Annotated in this window: 20 protein-coding genes and 3 pseudogenes; 7 read left to right on the forward strand and 16 right to left on the reverse strand. The window is 64.4% G+C overall.

All coding sequences use genetic code 11. The features are described from left to right. The 7 genes and pseudogenes from NP3_RS06080 to NP3_RS06110 all read right to left on the reverse strand — a co-directional run. Positions 1 to 346, reverse strand: a pseudogene (locus NP3_RS06080) (hypothetical protein); the annotation flags it as partial. Further along, positions 343 to 1,623: an MFS transporter gene (locus NP3_RS06085; protein ID WP_063038637.1), complete on the reverse strand. Its 1,281-nt coding sequence runs from the start codon at positions 1,621 to 1,623 to the stop codon at positions 343 to 345. The gene NP3_RS06085 and the pseudogene NP3_RS06080, both read right to left, overlap by 4 nt. 109 nt (positions 1,624 to 1,732) lie before the next feature. Further along, positions 1,733 to 2,578: an alkaline phosphatase family protein gene (locus NP3_RS06090; RefSeq protein WP_063038639.1), complete on the reverse strand. Its 846-nt coding sequence runs from the start codon at positions 2,576 to 2,578 to the stop codon at positions 1,733 to 1,735. Between the two features lie 423 nt (positions 2,579 to 3,001). After that, positions 3,002 to 3,400 (reverse strand): annotated as a pseudogene (locus NP3_RS06095) (nuclear transport factor 2 family protein); the annotation flags it as partial. A 91-nt stretch (positions 3,401 to 3,491) separates the two neighbouring features. Further along, positions 3,492 to 3,794: pseudogene (locus NP3_RS51795) on the reverse strand (pyridoxamine 5'-phosphate oxidase family protein); the annotation flags it as partial. Positions 3,795 to 3,904: 110 nt separating this feature from the next. After that, positions 3,905 to 4,807 (reverse strand): oxygenase MpaB family protein, encoded by a 903-nt coding sequence (locus tag NP3_RS06105; protein WP_063038642.1) that lies wholly within the window; start codon positions 4,805 to 4,807, stop codon positions 3,905 to 3,907. 441 nt (positions 4,808 to 5,248) lie between these two features. Continuing rightward, positions 5,249 to 5,917 (reverse strand): NUDIX hydrolase, encoded by a 669-nt coding sequence (locus tag NP3_RS06110; protein WP_084508258.1) that lies wholly within the window; start codon positions 5,915 to 5,917, stop codon positions 5,249 to 5,251. Between the two features lie 246 nt (positions 5,918 to 6,163). Between NP3_RS06110 and NP3_RS06115 the strand changes: the two genes are divergently transcribed. Then, positions 6,164 to 6,658: a hypothetical protein gene (locus NP3_RS06115; protein WP_157124147.1), complete on the forward strand. Its 495-nt coding sequence runs from the start codon at positions 6,164 to 6,166 to the stop codon at positions 6,656 to 6,658. 52 nt (positions 6,659 to 6,710) lie between these two features. On the opposite strand, the gene bfr is transcribed toward NP3_RS06115, so the two are convergent. From bfr to NP3_RS06135, 4 genes are all read right to left on the reverse strand, one after another. Next, positions 6,711 to 7,193 (reverse strand): bacterioferritin, encoded by a 483-nt coding sequence (bfr, locus tag NP3_RS06120; protein ID WP_063038646.1) that lies wholly within the window; start codon positions 7,191 to 7,193, stop codon positions 6,711 to 6,713. A 61-nt stretch (positions 7,194 to 7,254) separates the two neighbouring features. Next, entirely contained in the window at positions 7,255 to 7,479 is a 225-nt protein-coding gene (locus NP3_RS46505; RefSeq protein ID WP_307676792.1) for a (2Fe-2S)-binding protein, read from the reverse strand. Between the two features lie 113 nt (positions 7,480 to 7,592). Beyond that, entirely contained in the window at positions 7,593 to 8,768 is a 1,176-nt protein-coding gene (locus NP3_RS06130) for a JmjC domain-containing protein (protein WP_063038650.1), read from the reverse strand. Continuing rightward, entirely contained in the window at positions 8,765 to 9,070 is a 306-nt protein-coding gene (locus NP3_RS06135; RefSeq protein ID WP_063038652.1) for a hypothetical protein, read from the reverse strand. Before NP3_RS06135 ends, NP3_RS06130 begins: the two co-directional genes overlap by 4 nt. A 252-nt stretch (positions 9,071 to 9,322) precedes the next feature. Between NP3_RS06135 and NP3_RS06140 the strand changes: the two genes are divergently transcribed. Beyond that, a complete protein-coding gene (locus NP3_RS06140; protein WP_157124148.1) occupies positions 9,323 to 9,559 on the forward strand; it encodes a hypothetical protein in 237 nt (78 codons plus the stop codon). A 96-nt stretch (positions 9,560 to 9,655) separates the two neighbouring features. Next, entirely contained in the window at positions 9,656 to 10,405 is a 750-nt protein-coding gene (locus NP3_RS06145; protein ID WP_063038656.1) for a helix-turn-helix domain-containing protein, read from the forward strand. Positions 10,406 to 10,659: 254 nt separating this feature from the next. Here the strand turns inward: NP3_RS06145 and NP3_RS06150 are convergent, their stop codons facing one another. The 3 genes from NP3_RS06150 to NP3_RS06160 all read right to left on the reverse strand — a co-directional run bounded on the left by NP3_RS06150 (position 10,660) and on the right by NP3_RS06160 (position 13,351). Further along, positions 10,660 to 11,637 (reverse strand): NAD(P)H-dependent flavin oxidoreductase, encoded by a 978-nt coding sequence (locus tag NP3_RS06150; RefSeq protein WP_063038658.1) that lies wholly within the window; start codon positions 11,635 to 11,637, stop codon positions 10,660 to 10,662. A 62-nt stretch (positions 11,638 to 11,699) separates the two neighbouring features. After that, positions 11,700 to 12,602, reverse strand: a complete 903-nt coding sequence (locus tag NP3_RS06155) for an adenylate/guanylate cyclase domain-containing protein (RefSeq protein ID WP_063038660.1) — start codon at positions 12,600 to 12,602, stop codon at positions 11,700 to 11,702. Then, positions 12,599 to 13,351 (reverse strand): SDR family NAD(P)-dependent oxidoreductase, encoded by a 753-nt coding sequence (locus tag NP3_RS06160; protein ID WP_063038662.1) that lies wholly within the window; start codon positions 13,349 to 13,351, stop codon positions 12,599 to 12,601. Before NP3_RS06160 ends, NP3_RS06155 begins: the two co-directional genes overlap by 4 nt. Positions 13,352 to 13,439: 88 nt before the next feature. Between NP3_RS06160 and NP3_RS06165 the strand changes: the two genes are divergently transcribed. After that, entirely contained in the window at positions 13,440 to 14,237 is a 798-nt protein-coding gene (locus NP3_RS06165; RefSeq protein WP_063038664.1) for an enoyl-CoA hydratase/isomerase family protein, read from the forward strand. A gap of 84 nt (positions 14,238 to 14,321) precedes the next feature. Further along, positions 14,322 to 15,260, forward strand: coding sequence for an SDR family NAD(P)-dependent oxidoreductase (locus NP3_RS06170; protein ID WP_063038666.1), 939 nt, complete (start codon positions 14,322 to 14,324; stop codon positions 15,258 to 15,260). 66 nt (positions 15,261 to 15,326) lie between these two features. On the opposite strand, the gene NP3_RS06175 is transcribed toward NP3_RS06170, so the two are convergent. Beyond that, positions 15,327 to 16,019, reverse strand: a complete 693-nt coding sequence (locus NP3_RS06175; RefSeq protein WP_063038668.1) for a TetR/AcrR family transcriptional regulator — start codon at positions 16,017 to 16,019, stop codon at positions 15,327 to 15,329. Between the two features lie 97 nt (positions 16,020 to 16,116). Then, on the reverse strand, positions 16,117 to 17,154 hold the full coding sequence (locus NP3_RS06180) for a cyclase family protein (protein ID WP_063038670.1): 1,038 nt from the start codon (positions 17,152 to 17,154) through the stop codon (positions 16,117 to 16,119). A gap of 201 nt (positions 17,155 to 17,355) precedes the next feature. Between NP3_RS06180 and NP3_RS06185 the strand changes: the two genes are divergently transcribed. Together NP3_RS06185 and NP3_RS06190 are read left to right on the forward strand one after the other, a co-directional pair. After that, positions 17,356 to 17,754 (forward strand): nuclear transport factor 2 family protein, encoded by a 399-nt coding sequence (locus tag NP3_RS06185; protein WP_063038672.1) that lies wholly within the window; start codon positions 17,356 to 17,358, stop codon positions 17,752 to 17,754. 27 nt (positions 17,755 to 17,781) lie between these two features. Next, positions 17,782 to 18,180: a nuclear transport factor 2 family protein gene (locus NP3_RS06190; protein WP_063038674.1), complete on the forward strand. Its 399-nt coding sequence runs from the start codon at positions 17,782 to 17,784 to the stop codon at positions 18,178 to 18,180. Positions 18,181 to 18,231 lie beyond the last annotated feature (51 nt).

An 18,231-nucleotide genomic window follows, 5' to 3' on the forward strand; every position in this document is an offset into this window, starting at 1 on the left:
CCTTCTTCACGTCGAGTGAGCTGTCGAATACGGCGGCCTGGAAGGTGGGGAGCGCGCCGTCCTGCCGTAGACAGATCCCGGTGCCGCCCGCCGCGTCGACCCGCAGGCAGTCGAGCGCGGATACCGAGCGTGAGCCGCCCGGATCCTCGGTGGCAACAATCGCCAGGTGGCCCTTGCTGTCCGGTGCCGTGCTGCGGAACAGGATTCCTGGCCCGGCCGTGAGACTCAACCCGTTGGTTACGGACACCGCAGGCCGCACGCGGGTCACCGTGAACACGCCGTAGCCGACCGCGACCGCGGTCAGCAGCGCCGCCCCGAGCAGTGCGAGCAATACCCGCCGAGTCATGCCTGCTCCTCGGCGGTGCCGGAGCCGTTCGTGGCCGGGATGCCACGCAGCAGCAGACCCAGGACGAGCACAGCCGCCGCGACCAGAACCGCGGCGATCCGGCTCGCGCTCGCCGGTCCCCACACCGTCCAGGCCAGCCCGAACAGCACCGAGGACACCAGGTAGGACAACGCCTGTCCGGTCTGGATCAGCGCGATTCCGGTGGTACGCAGGGATTCGGGCAGGACCGGGCCCGCCAGGGCCATGAGCACCCCGTCGGTGGCCGCATAGAACAGGCCGTAGAGGGCGAGCACCACCAGCAGCAGCGCCGTGCCGCCGAACGGCCCGAACAGCAAGAGATACACCAGCACCAGCGCGGTGTAGCCGCCGAGCACGACCTTCAGCCGACCGACCTTATCGGCGAGCACGCCCAGCGGCGTGGCCAGGAGCAAATACGACAGGTTCGTTCCGACGGCCAGCAACGGGAACCAGCTGACGCTGAGGTGTTCGCGCTGTTGCAGCAGCAGGTAGACGAAGCCGTCGCCGATGGTCACCATCCCGGCCACACACGCGGCCGCCACCAGGCGCCGCACCGGCGCCATCCTCATCAGCCCGCCGAGCGCCGAGGGTGACACGGTGCCCTTCGATGGCTGTTCGTCACGGTGATCCCGAACGAACAACACCAGTACGAATACGCCGAATACGGCGATGCAGAAGCTGGCCACGAACACCGCGTCGTAGGCTTGCGCGGTCGCGGCGAGGATGCCGAGCGCGACCAGCGGCCCGGCGAACGCTCCGATCGTGTCCATCATCCGGTGTACGCCGAACGCGCGGCCGTACAGCTGCGGTGGGGTGGACAGGGTGATCAAAGCGTCACGTGGCGCTGTGCGCAGACCCTTGCCGGTGCGGTCGATCGCGATCACCGCCCCGATCGCGCCGACCGAATTGCCCACAGCCAGCATCCCGATTTTCGCAGCCGCCGACAGCCCGTAGCCCATCCCGGCGATGAACTTGCGGCGCCGCGTCAAGTCTGCGATGTATCCGCCGACCAGCCGCAGCAGTGCTGTCGCCCCGGTGTAGGTGCCGTCGACGACACCGTAGACGGCGGGGCTCAGGTGCAGCCCGACGACCAGGTACACCGGAAGTACCGCGGTCATCATTTCCGAAGAGATGTCGGTCACCAGGCTGACCGCGCCGAGCGCGAACACGTTGCCGCTCAACAGGAAGAACACGTTTCTTCGAGACGGTTTCGTGGCGTCGTCCCCGGCGTGCGGACGGTCGATCGTGGACAGGTACATGGGTGTGCCACCTCAGTGAGTTGCGGGAGCCGCTCACGGACACGCCGTCGGCGTGCCCGCGAGCGGGGTGATTACCAGCTACCGATCAGTCGCGGACATCCGCGAACGGTCAGTTCCACACGTTGGTGATCTCCGAGGCGGGGTTCAGGTGGGACAACCCGTAGGCGCTCTCGATGGTGCTCAGCACGTTGTAGTGGTTGATCTGGTTGGAGAAGGTGCCGACCTGGGTGTGCGCGCCGACGAACGTGGTGAAGATGTGGTTGGACGAACCGCCGTTGTCCTCGTCGAAGGTGACGATGAGCAGGCTGTTGTGCGTCTTGGCCCACTGTGCGTAGCCATCCATGTGGTTCTGCAGCCACGTGTCACCGGTGCTGATCGAACAGTCGTGCATGTCGTTGCACATGTCGGGCGCCACGTACGAGACCGTCGGCAGGCTCGCGTAGTTCGACGGGAACTGGCTGAACCTCACATTGCTGGTCGCCGGGACATTGCTGAAGAACGGTGCCGCATTGTGCTTGCGCCGGTACGTGCCGCTCGAGCAGCCGGTGTAGCCGTCCGAGGGCATGGCCTCGGAGTAGCTCTTATAGGACTTGCCCGCGGTGATCAGCTGGTTGGCGATGTTGTTGCCGCCGAAGGTGTGCGGGCAACTGTCGTCGGTGATGCCCTGGGTCGACCCGGAGAACATCGCCAGGTAATTGGGCTCGCTCGGGTGCGTGACCGCGAAGGACTGCGTGAATTTCGCTCCTTGGCCTGCCAGGTTATTGAAGTAGGGGGCGCTGGAACTACCGTTGATCTGCGAATAGGAATGGTTCTCGAACATCACAAGCACGATGTGGTCGAACACCGGAACGCTCGTCGCCGCCTGCGCGTTGGACGAGCTGACGACAGCGGACGTCGCCATACCGATGAAAGCCGCGGCCGCCATGATCGCGGGCGCAATGCGCTTCCTGAACACGAATCCTCCTGAGGGATAACCATGCCCTGGCAGCACCAGGGCCGGGCAATCCTAAGAACCGACAGCGGCCGTTATCCCAAATATTCCGAGGACGCTAGATGTGCGCGAAATGAACAAATAAAGCGAAAACACTATTCCCCTGGGGCAAAAACAAACTGGTCACATGAAATAAAATAGACCTGGTCATGCGAATAAGATAAAACCTGGTCATGCGAATAAATCGGAGACCTTGGATCAAATCGTGGTTCCGGCCCGATTCGCCTGAAGAAGTTCTGCCGGAACGCGCCATGATGACAACGTTTGACGACCTATCCCGGTTGGAATGCGTTCCAGCACGGAACTAGCTGAGCACCTTGATATTCGCGGCGCGCCAGGCAGATACGGTCGATCGTCGTCGCCTGCCTCTGCGGTGGCTCCAGGTGATCAAAGATTGAGCGCTACTCCGGTTCTGACGGTGAAGCTCGGCAAATCCTGGAGCGAGACGGTCGCCTCGTGGGTGCGGTCGAAGCCGGTGGAACTTATCTTCCAGCCGTCGGCGGTGCGCCGATACCGGTCCTTGTAGAAGGCTGCTCCGATCAGCATCAGGTTTTGCTCGAGCATGATCACTCGGTCCTGCAGATACCAGCGACCGGTCGCCTCATCGCCGTGCACGGTGATCTCCGGATGATTCACTCGATGCTCGGTGAGGACGGCCGCACCGAGGGCCGACCGCATGAACTCCACCAGATCGGCGCGATTGGCAAACCTGAGATTGCCGCCCTGATGGCCGTCTTCGCCGTAGTCGCCGATGACGTCCTCGGTAAGAGTGCCTTCCAAGACGTCCCTGCTGACGCAGGGATTCCTCGTCGGAGGCCATCCCGACCCGCGCCAAGAACAACGGCAGGAGCCACCGCACCAGATCGCGATCACCGTCGTGAACCTTCGCCATCGTCTTGGTGGTGACCATCGCCCCGATCATTTCAGTGCCCAGACTCGACACCACTATGCAACTCTGCGGGCGGGCGCGCAGTGCCCGAACCCGCTTCCGGTTGGTAGTGGTGTGGACCCAGAATTGGCCGTCCGACCAGACGAAAGAGTGCGGCATCCCGACCGGCCGACCATCTTTGTCGGTCCAACAGACGGTGCATTCGTTCTGCAGCTCGAACAACCTCTCGCGGTCATCATCAGACAGCTTGAAGGCCGACAAATCCTCGAGGTTATCCAGTTTGTTTTCCATACCGGCATCGCTACGGCGGATGCACGCGGCTCCGATCCCACGTTTCCGCTCGACGAGACGGCTTGGGAGGCAAAGAAATAGGGGGCGAGGCCGCAGGTGGACGGGAGCTCTCAGATGAGGCTCTTGTTTTTGCGGATGCGCCAGCGCAGGTCTCGCATCAGCCCGTAGGTGGGGGCGAAGCGCAGAAAGCGCGGGATGAAACGGTTGACGAACCCGACGAACAGGAAGAGGTGCTCGAAGCGGCGTTGATCGGCGTCGGTCCATTCGACCTGGAGTTGCTCCTTGAAATATGGCGCTAGAAAGCCGATCGTCAAGAACTTCAACAGGTTTCGGAACGGCAGCCGCAGATACCAGTGGATCATGCGAAGGTTGAGCAGATCATCGAGATAGGCGCGGACCTTGTCGTCGAGGACGGCGTGGCTGCTCGCCTCGTTCCAGTAGCGGTCGAAGTCCTTGCGCGTGGCGGGCCACATGTCCTTGGTGACCTGCACACCGGTCGCCAGGGTGGAAGCGGTCTGATAGAACTGCTCGGCCTGCTCATCGTTCATCTTGCCGTGCAACAACTGGTAGGTGTCTTCGAAACCGATGAAAAGGCAAGCAGCGACCCATTTTTGGAGATCACGGTTGAAGGCGTTGTACTTGACCGGACTATCGGGGCCCGACCGCACCTGACGGTGCGCGACGTTGATCGCCTCCCGATAGGCATCGATCTCATCCTGGGTGCCCAGGATCGCCACCGCCAGATACTGCGTGGTGGTCCTGGCCCGCTTCCACGGATGCACCATCAACGCACCCGACTCCACTCGGCTCTCCGAAACGCCGTAGCCGACACCGGGTCGCGCCATCTGCATTACCACATTGGCGGCGGCACCCGCGAAATTCCAGAAGTCCAGTGCGTCAGCGAGTTTCAGCGGACGCTTGGTCTGCGAGCGATGGATGGCAGGAATATGGATCCGGGTTTCCCTGGTGGTCAGTGGCCCCAGGGTGGGCAGCGGTTCAGCGGTGGCGGTCATCGGATTCCTTCCATTGTCGGGTTCTGTAGAGGTCGAGTGAGGTGTGTGTACGTTCTGTCGTTCTTCTCCCCCGACCTGACACCGGACGACCATGCCGCTCCCCTAGCTACCAAGAGGCCGAAGTAACATGAATCCACAGTAACTTATTGACCGTCAGCGCACTGGCAAACCGCCAAATAGCTGGACGCAGATCCCGATTTCCCCTGGTCATTCCGACCTTCCACTGACCAGTTTCTACTACGAATGTTGGATAACATCAGGAATCAGGAATCGACAAGCCGCGATCATGCGCCGGGCAGCCTCGATCGGGTCCATGCGGGCGGTGGTCCAGCATCGCCGATCCCACGGACGACGCGGAGTGCGGGCTCTCGACCAGCCCGACAGGGCGCGCTCAGCGTGAGAAGCGCAGGGGCACAACCGAATCGAGTACCGAAACGGCGCTCAGTGGCTGAGGAGGTCCCGGTAGGCTTCGAGGATGCCGCGGATGGATGGCGTCACGAGCAGGTCACTGTCCAGCGGTGCCCATACGTAATCGGCGTGGGCCGACAGGACGATCGGGCCGGTGGCCGCCACCTCGACGGCGAAATGCAAGCGTCGCACCGGTTTTCCGGCTGGCGACAGGTAGTCGAAGTCACCGATGTGGTGGCCGATGTCGGTGACGGTCAGTCCGGTCTCTTCGCGGACTCCGCGAATCAGTGCGGCCGAGACCGATTCGCCCGGTTCCACGGTGGCACCCGGAAGTTTACGGGTCAGCGGGAGCGGTCCGGTGCTGTGGGCCTCCAGCAGCAACACTTCCCCGCCCCGGTCGATGATCGCACCGACTCGCAGACCGACTCCATCACGTTCGCCGCGCGGAAGCGCCTCATCGAACATCGATACCGACATCGGCGGACTCACCAGCCTTCGGTCGGGCGGACGCGCCGCATTCGGAGGGAAAGCAATCATCTCAATATTAACGTGACGTGCCCGCCGCAGGACAGCAGGCACCAGAGGTGTGTTCGCGCAATTGTTTTCGCCCGGTTTCCCCACCGCCCAGAGGCGCCTCCGCGGCCTTCTACTGAACCGCCTGGGTTCAAGTTTTGAACGCACGAGTTTCAATACCTGGTCCATGAAGTTAACGGTGTCCTGAACCGAGGTTCACCTCTAGTGAATACAGCGCCTGTTGGCTGCCGCTTGTCGGTAGCTCGAGATTGTCCGCTTCTGTATCGTCGTGTCTGCACTTACCGTCGGGTGGCGGACGTTTCGACACGAACGGCCGTGCAGCGGAGGTGCCGGGAGGGTTCGAAGTAGTCGCTTGGGTCCACGAAGTGTTGTCGCGCAACGGTAGCTCGGAGTGAACGACGGAGAGGGGCGTAGGTGGCAACAGCTGCGCAATTGCGAGCAGTGCTGGCGGTATTGCAGGCCGACATGGAAAAGACCGCCTCCGGCTGGTCTGCCGAACCGCCCGTCGAACGCGCCGAGCTAGCGGGTCGGCTACACGGTTTGATCAGTAGTGAGCTGCGGGACTTGGTAGTCCAGGACCCACTTGGGCAGTACCGGGGCCACTGGTCGATGGCCGCGACCGCGGAGCAAGACGCCGTAGGTGATGTGTCGGCGCAGGCGCAGTTCGACGCACGGTGGCTGCGTCACCACATCGCCACACTGGCCTCCCGCAATGCCCCGACCCCCGTGCCCGCGCTACTGGCTGCCGCGGTTCAGGCCGTCGACGCCGCGACCGCTTTGCTGGCGCTGGCCCGCGATCCCCGGGGCGAGGGCAGTCAGGCCGCGTGGCAGACGGTAATCGATGATCTCGCGATCGCATTCCATCTGGTCAACGACGAACACGACGCCGTCACGCAGCCGATTCGCTGAGTGATCACCGGTTCCGGGCGCCGAGATCGACGAACCGGAACCGGTGACGATGTCAGTCGCCTTCCGGGGTGTCGGTATAGCGCTGCAGGTACAGTTGCTCGCCCAGCTTCTCGATCAGATCGAGTTCGGTCTCCAGATAGTCGACGTGCGATTCCTCATCCTCGAGAATGGACTCGAAGATGCGCGCGGAGGTGACATCACCGCGTGAGCGCATCAGCTCGATACCGCCGCGCAGCCGGTCCACGGCCTCCATCTCGATCTTCAGATCGGCCCGCAACTGTTCGGGGACGGTCTGGCCGATGCGCAGCGGGTTGAGCTTCTGATAGTTGGGCAGCCCCTCGAGAAAGAGGATGCGATCGGTGAGCACCTCCGCGTGCTTCATCTCATCGATGGACTCGTGGCGGGTGTGCTTGGCAAGTTTGGTGAAACCCCAGTTCTCCTGCATCTTGGCGTGCAGAAAGTACTGATTGATGGCCGTGAGTTCGGCTGTCAGCTGCTCGTTGAGCAGCGTGATGATTTCCTTATCGCCTTCCATGGGGGTGATGGTGTCACAGCTCACAATCGGCGAACCGGTAAGGACGGCCTATCGTGTCGGACTACGCCGCGGGCACCTCGACGCCCTGGGCAGGAGCCGCGCAGGCTCGGCCGACGACCTCGGAAAGGCGCCGGGTGCAGCTGCCGCAGCCGGGCTTCCAACCGCACGCCTTTTTGACCTGCGCGGTCGAGCTGGCGCCTGCGGCGACACAGCTGTGCACGTCCGATTCGGAGACGGCGTTGCATATACAGACGTACACGGATGCCTCATTGTGCGAGCGGGACACTTCACGAGGTTAGCCTCATCTAAAGAGGTAAGCCTCCCCTAATGTATAGCACTCTCATCCCGTTTCCTGTCAATAGCCTCTCGGCACTATTCGAGGTTGTGATCCGCACCGCCCTACCGGATGCGGCGGACGAGCCGGGCTCGCTCGAAGAGCCCCAGCAGTTGCTGCACCTCCGCTTTGGACAGTTCAGGTGCCGCGCCGAGGACGTCGGCTACGTCCAGCGAGACTCCGGTCGGCAGCTGGTTCACCCACTGGCACGCGGGTAGGTAGCCCCGGTCGAGTTGCACGGTCGTGGTCGAGGTGTCGCGGAAGCCATAGGCGGTTACGGAAATTCCGGCGGTTTCGGCGCGGGTGGTGTCGACGTGCAATGCGCATTGACCGGCTCGGACAAAGGTGGTTTCGGGAGTCACGGGCAAGTCGGGGACCGGTGACCGGACCAGATCCTGGATGCTGATTCTGGCGACCGCGTCATCAAAGGCATCCTGGGCGGCGGTGAGCCACTGCGTGTTGTCGAGGTCGTATACCGATTCACGCCAGTACGGCTCCCGGAGCAGTTCGTTGCGGAGCGAGGCCAGCAGGAAGTCCAGGCGTAGCGGTGGGATCAGCAGGATATGCAGTGAGATCGATTCCTGGTCGGAACTGGTCTCGTGCCAGTAGCCGCGCGGAACATGCAGTACCGCGCCGGGTTCGAGCCGGTACTCGGTCGCGTCGCCGGGTATTTCCGATGGCGGCTCGCCTGCACCGTAGATCCGCATCACCGCGGACACCGGATCATTCGGCGCCCAGCCTTCCAGCGGAGCGGGCGCGAAGCGATTCGGTGCGACCCGCCAGGTCTTGCACCCGGTCAGCTGCACCGTGATGACATCGACCGGATCGAAGTGCACGGAGGTGCCTGAACCGGGGCGATTGCAGAACAGCTGGCATTTCGCCGATTTCGCGGAGACCCCGAACGCGTCTGCGGCTTCTTTTGCGAACGGGGCGAATTCGGCGACGTCCTGATAGAACAGCGTGGTGCCTGCCGCGTAGAAGGTTCGCGCGCTGTCCGGGCGGATAATCGCCGAACCGAGCGTACCGTCCAGCAGCGGCAACCACGCCGATACCTGGCGGACCCGCTTGACGAACAGGTCCTCGACGGACTGGATGGCGAGCGCCTCGCGAAGCCGTTCGGCCAGCTCCGGGCGCGGTTCGGTGACCAGCACCGCGCGGCCGAGCACACCGTCGCGGAACCCCGCCAGATCGAGCGGCGTGAACCAGTCGGCGAAGCCGAAACCTGTTGACGTGTCGGTCATTTGTCGTCCCGCTGCGGGCTGAAAACGAGCTGGGCGGGACGATTCGCGAACTCGTCCACCAAACCGTCCGCGACAGTTACCGCGGACTTGCTGATCGGGCGCACCGTGGCATCGTCCTCTTCGGGAACCGGTTTCGACCTCGCGACCAGTCCCGACGGACGGTTGAGGAAACCGTCGACCTGCCCGGCCGTGATGGTCACTTCGACCTCACCGATCGGGCGGACCGCATAGTCCTTGTCCACCTCGTGATCGACCCGGACATGAACGGCGGGAGGGACTTCGGGATTGTCCATGATGGCCATCGGCTACTCCGTGAGACGGCATTGGAAGCGAGTTCACCAGCGATGCAACATCTTTCAGCGATCGCGGCGACTGCGTGATTGGTGCCGCCAATGCTGCCCGGCAGGCGAGCGAGCGTCGAGGTCCGGGTCCGCTGAACGAACCCGCAACCCGATCGCCGGAAAGCCCGGTTCATCCAGCGGACTATGCCCTGGACGCGTACTTAGCTGCCGCGACAGTGTGGACAGGCCGCCGACACCCAGAGGAGTGAGCCGTTGCCGATCATGGACAACCCCGAAGTCCCGCCAGCCGTTCATGTCCGGGTCGATCACACCATCACGAAGGACTACGCGATCCGCCCGATCGGTGCGATCGAGACGACCGTGACGGCCGGGCTGGTCGACGAGTTCTCCGGCCGCGCAAAGCGACAGATCGTGAAAGCGGCGGCGGTTCGCGACGAAGGCGAACCGCCCGGCAGAATTCACGACGAGGGAGAACCACCTGGCTCGTGACCGCCCGAGGTTTCCGCAGCACCGTGAGACGTCGGTGAAACGCGGATGAGAGCTGGAAGTCGGAGGCTTCTCACTATCTGAACGGGAGGACAGACAGTGAGCGAAGCAATCACGCAGAACACGGGGACCATCGGCGGGCGCAGCGTGCTCGAGGGGGCATTCGCCCTGCTCGAGGTGCTCGCACACGGCAACGAAATGGGTTTGACCCAGTTGGCGGTGGCAGCGGGACTACCGAAGGCAACGGCGTACCGGCTGCTCAACCAGTTGGTCGCCGAGGGGGCGGTGCAGCGGCGCGAGGGCCGCTATCGGATCGGCCCCCGGGTGTTCCGGCTCGGCCAGACCTGGCAACCGGCGCGGCTGCTGCGGGCAGCCTCGGCCCGGCCCCTGCGACAGCTCACCGCGGCATTCGATCGCGGCGGCTTCAGCCTCGCGACGACCGACCGGGGACACACCATGCTCATCGGCGGCATCGGACGCGAGATCGACGAGATCTTTCCGCTGCGGCCTGGTGTACTGCTGCCGCCGGGCACCGCCGCTGAGCAGGTTTTGGCTTTCGGTCATCCGAATCCCACACCGCCGGAAGGTTTTTCGGCGCGCGAATGGAGTCGCCGAGTCGACATGAGCGATGGGGACCTTGCCTACGACACCGATATGAGCCGATTCCCACTCGCCTGTGTGGCTGCGCCGGTGCACGGCCCCGCGGGTGAGATCGTCGCGGCGCTGGCGGCCACCGTGGCCGAAGTCCAGCGAATCCCGGCCGCGGCCGAAGCGGTAAAGCGGGCGGCGGGATTGGTCAGCACCAATCTCACCAAACTCCTCAGATCACACGGAATGCTGACACTTTGACCGGATATGACGCGACCGGTCCGTGCCGCATTACGACAGGAACCGGCCGTGGATGTGGTCGCTGATCACATGCCGAGCATGGAACGCAAGAAGTTCACGGTCATCCAGAACATATCCATCATCATCAGGAATTCACCTTCTTCGCAAGTAGCCGTCATAACCCGCCATACCCAGCGATACGACAGTTACGCAGCGACTCGCCAACCATCGGTCGACCGCCGCGGCACCGGCGCGGGGTTCCCTACGCGCCGCCGTTACGTATGGACGGGTACGGCCGACAGACGCGCCCGAGCCGTCTCGTACTCCTCGATGAGGCGGTCGATGACGGCGGCGGCCGGACGCACCGCGTCGACGTTGCCGATGCCATGACCGGCACCCCAGACATCGCGCCAGGCCTTCGCGTCCTTGGCGCTGCCACCGGCGAAATTCATTGCCGCGGAGTCGGATCCGGGTAGCGCATCGGGGTCGAGTCCGGCGGCGACGATGCTGCCGCGCAGGTAGTTGCCGTGCACGCCGGTGAAGAGGTTGCTGTAGACGATGTCCGAGGCGGTCGAATCGACGATCATCTGCTTGTAGTCGGGTTCCGCGTTCGCCTCCTCGGTGGCGATGAACATCGACCCGATGTAGGCGAAGTCGGCACCCGCCGCCTGGGCGGCCAATACCGAGTTGCCGTGCGCGATCGATCCGGACAGCACCAGCGGTCCGTCGAACCAGCTCCGGATCTCCTGGACCAGGGCGAATGGCGACTGGGTTCCCGCGTGACCGCCCGCGCCCGCCGCCACGGCGATGAGCCCGTCGGCGCCCTTGTCGACGGCCTTGCGGGCGAAGACGTTGTTGATGACGTCGTGCAGCACGATGCCGCCGTAGGCGTGGATGCGTTCGTTGACCTCCGGCCGCGCACCCAGCGAGGTGATCACGATGGGGACGCGGAATTCCTCGACCACCGCGAGATCGTGGTCGAGCCGATCGTTGGTCTTGTGCACGATCAGGTTCACGGCGTACGGCGCGCTCGGCGTCTCCGGATTTCGGGCATCGAATTCGGCCAGCGCCTCGGTGATCCGGGTGAGCCAGTGCCGCAGTTCGGATTCCGGGCGTGCGTTGAGTGAGGGGAACGACCCGACTATGCCCGAGGTCGACTGGGCAATGACCAACTCCGGATTCGACACGATGAACATCGGGGACGCGATAACAGGCAGGCGCAGTCGGTCGCGCAGGATGGGCGGCACGCTCATGGAATCTCCTCGAACACGGCCGGAGGTCGGGAATGCGCTGATGGTGACGGCCGCGACGGAAATCAGGATACTTTATTGCGCAATAGGACCGGCGTCATCGGGTCGAATCCTCGAATATCCGCAGGTTCCAGCGCGGTGAGGTCGAAGTCGGGATGTCCGGCGAGCGCCTCGGCCACCGCCGGTGCGACCAGCACGGAATTCGGTTCGGTGCGCACGGTGAGCCGACTCGCCAGATTCACCGTGGTGCCGAAGACATCACCCAGGTGCCGGGCCACCGGCCCCAGCGCCAAACCCACCCGCAGGCCGCGGATATCGGCGTCGTCTTCGAAGGCCGCGATCAGCCCGGTGGCTATATGCGCGAGGGCAGCCGCGTTATCGGCAGTGAACAGCACCTCGTCGCCGAGCATTTTGACGACGTCACCACCGCGGTCGACGACGATCTCGGTGACGCGATATTCGAATCGCGCGATGAGGCGCGTCAACTCGATATCGGAGCGATCCCGGCTCAGTTCCGTGAAGTCGACGATATCGGCGAAGCCCACGCCCGACGTGTACTCGTCGGCCTCTGGCATGGCCACCGCGACGCCCAACTGGCGACGCCAGATCTGCCCGAGCAACCACTGCACCTCCGAGGTCCGGTCCGTCAGGACTCGGACCGCGTCGGCGCGCCCGATACCGTTCGCTCCCGACCGGCTGGTGACGATCTCCACCTGCAACTGCGCCAGATGCGCGATGGAGCGACTCAATACCCGGGCCAACCGCAGCGAATCCGGTTCGGCCACCGCGCCTTCGGCGACGAACCCGGTCATCATGCGCAGCATCTCGATATCGGATTCGGTGAATTCGAGATCGGCCGCATCCACGACCGGATAACCGAGCGCGCACCAGTACCGGCGGGCCCGCGCGAGCGGTACCCCGGCGGCGGCCGCGGCCTGTGCGGCGGTGTAGCGCGGGGCAGCGGTCACAGCAGTGAATATCCGCCGTCGACCGTGATCGTCGTGCCCGTGACATAGGCCGACGATTCGGCGGCCAGGAACAGATAGATGCCGGGCAGGTCGGCGGGAGTTCCCCAGCGTCCGAGGGCGGTATGGCCGACGATATCGTTCTCGCGCTCGGCATCTCGGTGCCAGTGCGCTCCCATCCCGGTATCGAACCAGCCGAGCGCGACCGCGTTGACGGTGATCGCACGCGGTCCGAGTTCCTGCGCCAGGGCCTGAACCAGGGCGTGGGCACCGCTCTTGGAGGCCGCGTACGCGGAAAGTCCGGCGCGCGGCCGCTGACCGATGACCGAACCCGTGACGATGATCCGACCACCCTCCCCCATCACCTCCGCCGCGGCACGCGCGCCCAGGAAAGTCCCGGTCAGATTGACATCGATTATGTCGCGCCATACTGCGGGCTTGGTGTGCGTCACCGTCGAAACCTCCGGTGACACACCGGCATTGCAGATCCACACGTCCACGCCACCGAAGCGCTCGACCATGCGTTCGGCGACGGTGTCGTTGAACTCGTCGTCGCGCACATCACCCGCGCACACCAGCGGGTCGCCGTGCAGGGAGTCGGCCACCTCGCGCAGCGCGCGCTCCGACCGCGCGACCAATCCCAGCTGTGCCCCCGCCGCGTCGAAGGCAGTCGCGAGCACCCGCCCCAAGCCGCGTCCGGCGCCGGTAATGACTACGCGTCGCCCTGATACGTCGGCATGCCCCATACCCATTGCATCTCACCGTCCATCCACCGATAAATTCTTCGACCGGTCGGTACACTGTACCGCGAACGTAGCACATAGACGGAGGCATCGAATAGTGAGCAGCAATCCAGCGCCCGCCAAGGTCGGGCTCGAGCCGCATCCCGCCGACGAGCGACTGGCCATCCTGCGCATCGATCGCCATCCGGTGAACGCGCTCGACCAGGAGATGTGGGATCTGCTCGAAACCGTTGCGGCGGAACTGCACAGCAGCACCGCCTATCGGGCGGTGGTGATCACCGGCGGCGAACACTTCGCGGCAGGCGCCGATGCAAAGGAGATGCTCAGCCTGTCACCCGAGGCATTCGGACAGCGAAACCGGTTGCTGCAAAAAGCATTCCACGCCCTGGCGACGGCTCCGCAGATCACGATCGCGGCGATCAACGGCTACGCATTGGGCGGTGGCTGCGAGCTGGCGCTGGCCGCCGACTTCCGCATCGGTGGTCGCGGCGCCGTCCTCGGCCTGCCCGAGATCACGCTCGGGATCATGCCCGGCTCCGGTGGAACGCAACGCCTTTCGCGGATCATCGGACTCGCCGGAGCGAAGGATCTGATCCTCACCGGACGCCCCGTGCGCGCGGAGGAAGCCTTGCGCATCGGCCTCATCGATCAACTGCTCGACGACGCCGACGTCTTCGACGCCGCCGTCGAGCGAGGCCTCTTGTACGCCCGCGGCCCGCTCGCGCTCAGGTACGCGAAGCAGGCGATCGATGACGGGTTCGGCATGCCGATCGAGGACGGGCTGGCTCTGGAAGCCGAGCTGATCACCCGATGCTTCGCAAGCGAGGACGGACAGCACGGTCTGCGCAGTTTCGTCAAGGAGGGCCCGCGAAAAGCAACCTTTCAGGGCCGGTAACTGTCATTGTATGTACTGACCGATTGGTCTAAAATACCGTGACCGGGGCCACAGATCGACAATGAAGTACGACAGGAGTCGCGAATGAGTGAGTTGAGTTTCGAGGGCCGCGTCGCGGTGGTTACCGGCGCGGGTCGCGGCATCGGGCGGGCCCACGCCCGGCTCCTGGCCGAACGCGGGGCGAGCGTCGTCGTCAACGACCTCGGTGGATCGATCGAGGGCGACGGCGCCGACACCACACCGGCGCAGGCGGTCGTCGACGGCATCACCGCCGCCGGTGGTTCGGCCATCGCCGACGGCAACGACGTCTCGACACCGGCCGGGGCCCAGGCGATCATCGACGCCGCGGTAGAGCGGTTCGGCCGCATCGACATCCTGATCAACAATGCGGGCATCGTCAGGTATGCGGGCCTGCCCGATGTCGAACTGGACAATGTCGAGCGACACCTCGCTGTACATCTGCTCGGCTCGTTCAACACCATGAAGGCCGCCTGGCCGCATTTCCTGAACCAGAGCTACGGCCGGGTCGTGCTGACCACCTCGAGCGGAGTCTTCGGCATGGACGTCAACCTGCCGTACGCGACGGCGAAGGCGGGCCTCATCGGCCTGGCGCGCAGCGCGAAGCTGGCCGGTGAACCGCACGGGATCAAGGTGAATCTGCTTGCGCCCGCGGCCTATACCCGCATGGCCGGTGGCGATCCCGACAGCGACGAGAATGCCGCGGCCGCCGCCGCGGCCATGCCATCGGAGTCGGTGGCGCCGATGGCCGCCTTCCTGGCCCACGAAAGCTGCCCGGTCAACGGCGAGATCTATACCGCGGGGGCGGGACGCTTCGCGCGACTGTTCCTGGCCTCGACGGAAGGCTATCTGGCACAGGGCCCGGCCACGATGGAGGATGTCGCCGCGCACTGGGCGGCGATCAATGACGAGACCGGCTATTACGTGCCGACGGATCTGATGAATTGGTCGGCCACATTCCTGAAGCATCAGTTCGCTCAGATGAGCGCAGACGCAACGCCATAGCGGGGACAGGCAGCAGCCCGTCGCTCGCCGCACCCGGTGGGACAGGTGTGGCGAGCGACGGGCTTCCTAGTGTTCGAGCCCCTTAGCGAGCAGCACACCGAGCACGGAACGGCCGTGCGCCAGTTCGGCTTCGGCCGCCGCCTCGTCGATCCGCTCGAGCAGAATTCCGTTCAAGAAGATCTCGCAATAGAAGCGCGCGAGCTCGTCCACCCGCAGATCCGCGCGCCGACCCACCCACTGATATGTGTAGTTGTGCAGGTTCAGGTACGCGAGGGTGGTGAGCTCCAGATCCCGCACCCGCAGCTTGCCCTGCCGATGCCCGTCGGCGAGCACGTCGCGGATCTGCGACTCGAAACGCTGGCGCTTGGCCCGGAATCGGATGCGGTACTCACCCTGCAGTTGATGGTGCTCGTGCAGGAAGACCCACACATGATCTTGCCGGTGCACGATCTGGCGCAGTAGCGATTCCGAGAGCAATCGCAGACGGGTCTGGAAGCCGATATCCAGCCGGACGATCGCCGAGGCCTCGGTGAGCAGTGGATCCATTACGCGGTCGTGGATCTCGGCCAGCAGCTCTTCTTTGGAGCCGATGTAGTAGTACAGCGCACCGCGGGCCAGTCCGGCGGCGGTGCCGATATCGGCGACCCCGGTGCTCGCATAGCCGTTCTTCGAGAAGAGCTCGACGGCGACATCCACCACTTGCTCCCGCTTGCGGTAGTAGCGGGCGGTTTTCGCGCGTTCCGTGCGCGTTGCAGGCATCGCGGCGCTCCCTTCCTTCGAGCGAAAACAGTTCGGTGCAGGTCGGGCATAGCGCCCCACCTGCACCGAACCGAATCTGGAGTCCGGCAGACCCGCGTCAGACGGTCGCGACCGGCGTCAGCGGGCTACCCATCGTGCCGGGCAGGCGCAGTGGCGGCGCCGTCAGCAGGAAGCGGCTGCGCTCGTGTTCGCGCAGCCAGGTCGCCAGTTCCTCGGTGTACCAGAGCTCACCCAACGGGATGCCGAGCTTGAATAGGCACAGGTTGTGGATCGGCAGCAGCGTGTGCGGCGTCTCGCTGTCGGGCGCCCAGCCTTCGACCGCGTAGTTGTCCGAGACGAGTGCGGAGATCTGCGATTCGGCGATCCACTCCAGCAGCGACTCATCGGTCGCGTCGAGATAGGGGTACATGGCCTGGATCTCGGGTCCCGGGTTCTTCTCCCAGGCGAGCACCTGCGTGGCGAAGCCGGTGTGCAGCAGGAGCATGTCGCCCGGTTCCACGACGACGTTGTCCTTCGCCATGATGTCTTTGAGCATCTTCAAATCGACCGGCTGCCAGTCGCTTCCGAGGTGCGATACGTCGATCAGGACGCCGCGGCCCTGCATGCCGTGCGCGGCCATGTGCTCGCAACCGAGGTGCTTGGCGAAGGAGACGCTTCCGCTGCCGTCACCCTTGGCGTCCTCCTGGGGACCGACGATATCGGTCCCGGGGCGAAATCCGTTGTAGTACACCGGCTCCGCGACACCGTCGCCGTCCGCGTCGAACAACGCGCCCTGATGCGCCAGCGAGTCCCACTGCGTCGAATACTGCAGCCAGAGCGTCACGACATCGTCGCTCCACAGATCGATGAAGCTGGGGGCGATCTTGTCGCGCGCGACGACGTTGTAGAAGGTGTCCTGGTTGTGCGCCAGATCCTCGGTCGGGCGCAGGATCGGCGGGTACCGGCGCTGGTTCAGCGCGCTACCGCCCGGGTAGTCCAGCGGCAGGCTCAGGCTGAAAGTGATGCCGTGTTCGACCTCGCGCACACCCTGCAGAACCTTCTCCGGGGTGAGCAGGTTGACCCGCCCCAGTTCGTCGTCCTCGCCGAAATCGCCCCAGTTCGAGCCCGGCGGGCGCTGCTTCCACCGCTTGGTCACGGTTCCTCCTTGTATCCGGTCGTCGATGACTGAAGTCACACTCTATGTATGTTGTACCGATCGGTCAACGAAAGATTGTTTTCGATGGGCCGATGCGGTGAAACCTCTACCTCGAACTTGTCGAGTTTATTAGACTGACCGGTCGAGACATCATTGCCTGCGCGGATCAGCGCAGGCAGACCACCTCTTTTGGAGAACACAATGAGCGATTCGACGGAAGCCGCGGTCGCGGCGGCAGTACGTAACCTGATCGGCAGGCACATCCAAGCCCAGGACGCAGGTGACAGCGAAGCCGTCGTCGCGCTGTACACCGCGGACGGCGTACTCGAGATCCCGGGCGCCGACCCCATCAGTGGTCAGGAGGCTCTGCGGGAGGCGTTCAAGGGCTGGGCCCCCACCCAGCCACAGCGGCACCTGGGCGGCAACACCGTCATCACCTCCTGGACCGAGGACTCCGCGAGCGCCCTCAGCGACGTGGTCTTCTTCCAGCGCGGCGAGGCGGGCTGGGCGGTCGGGGTGGTCGGCCGCTACGAGGACACCTTCACCCGCCAGGACGGAACCTGGAAGCTGCAGCGCCGCAAGACCACCTACGAAGCCTGACTACCGAACCCCCCATTGGAGAACCACGTGAGCACTTCCACCGAAGCCGCCGTCACACCGGGCGTGCTCGGCACCATCGCCGAGTACGCGCATGCCCTCGATTCGGGAAGGACCGACGATATCGTCGCCCTGTTCCTCTCCGACGGCTCGGCCGAAATCCTCGGCATAGCGGCCGTCGAAGGCCATGAAGCCATCCGCGGGCTCTATGCGAACATGGCGCCGACTCAGCCGCAGCGGCACCTGGTGGCGAACACGGTCATCACCTCCGCCACCGCCGACGAGGCGAGCGCCGTCAGCGACTTCGTCTTCGTCCAGCGTGGCGAGTCGGGCTGGGCCGTCGGGGTCGTCGGACAGTACGAGGACATCCTGCACCGCACCGAAGACGGCTGGCGGTTCAAGTCCCGCAAGACCAGCTTCGTCATGTGAGAAACGTTGCGGTTCTTCGTGTTCCGACCATGACCTGACCCTCTCGGCGGC

Origin of the sequence: Nocardia pseudovaccinii NBRC 100343, assembly GCF_001613225.1 — a bacterium.
Lineage (GTDB): Bacteria > Actinomycetota > Actinomycetes > Mycobacteriales > Mycobacteriaceae > Nocardia > Nocardia pseudovaccinii.

What these genes read in the sequence shown, in the direction of transcription:
- NP3_RS06135 (WP_063038652.1), bottom strand. Translation starts at nt 9,070, where the DNA reads ATGGCCATCATGGACAATCCCGAAGTCCCTCCCGCCGTTCATGTCCGG.
- NP3_RS06175 (WP_063038668.1), bottom strand. Translation starts at nt 16,019, where the DNA reads ATGCCTGCAACGCGCACGGAACGCGCGAAAACCGCCCGCTACTACCGC.
- NP3_RS06130 (WP_063038650.1), bottom strand. Translation starts at nt 8,768, where the DNA reads ATGACCGACACGTCAACAGGTTTCGGCTTCGCCGACTGGTTCACGCCG.
- NP3_RS06150 (WP_063038658.1), bottom strand. Translation starts at nt 11,637, where the DNA reads ATGAGCGTGCCGCCCATCCTGCGCGACCGACTGCGCCTGCCTGTTATC.
- bfr (WP_063038646.1), bottom strand. Translation starts at nt 7,193, where the DNA reads ATGGAAGGCGATAAGGAAATCATCACGCTGCTCAACGAGCAGCTGACA.
- NP3_RS06110 (WP_084508258.1), bottom strand. Translation starts at nt 5,917, where the DNA reads ATGGACCAGGTATTGAAACTCGTGCGTTCAAAACTTGAACCCAGGCGG.
- NP3_RS06170 (WP_063038666.1), top strand. Translation starts at nt 14,322, where the DNA reads ATGAGTGAGTTGAGTTTCGAGGGCCGCGTCGCGGTGGTTACCGGCGCG.
- NP3_RS06160 (WP_063038662.1), bottom strand. Translation starts at nt 13,351, where the DNA reads ATGGGTATGGGGCATGCCGACGTATCAGGGCGACGCGTAGTCATTACC.
- NP3_RS06105 (WP_063038642.1), bottom strand. Translation starts at nt 4,807, where the DNA reads ATGACCGCCACCGCTGAACCGCTGCCCACCCTGGGGCCACTGACCACC.
- NP3_RS06185 (WP_063038672.1), top strand. Translation starts at nt 17,356, where the DNA reads ATGAGCGATTCGACGGAAGCCGCGGTCGCGGCGGCAGTACGTAACCTG.
- NP3_RS06085 (WP_063038637.1), bottom strand. Translation starts at nt 1,623, where the DNA reads ATGTACCTGTCCACGATCGACCGTCCGCACGCCGGGGACGACGCCACG.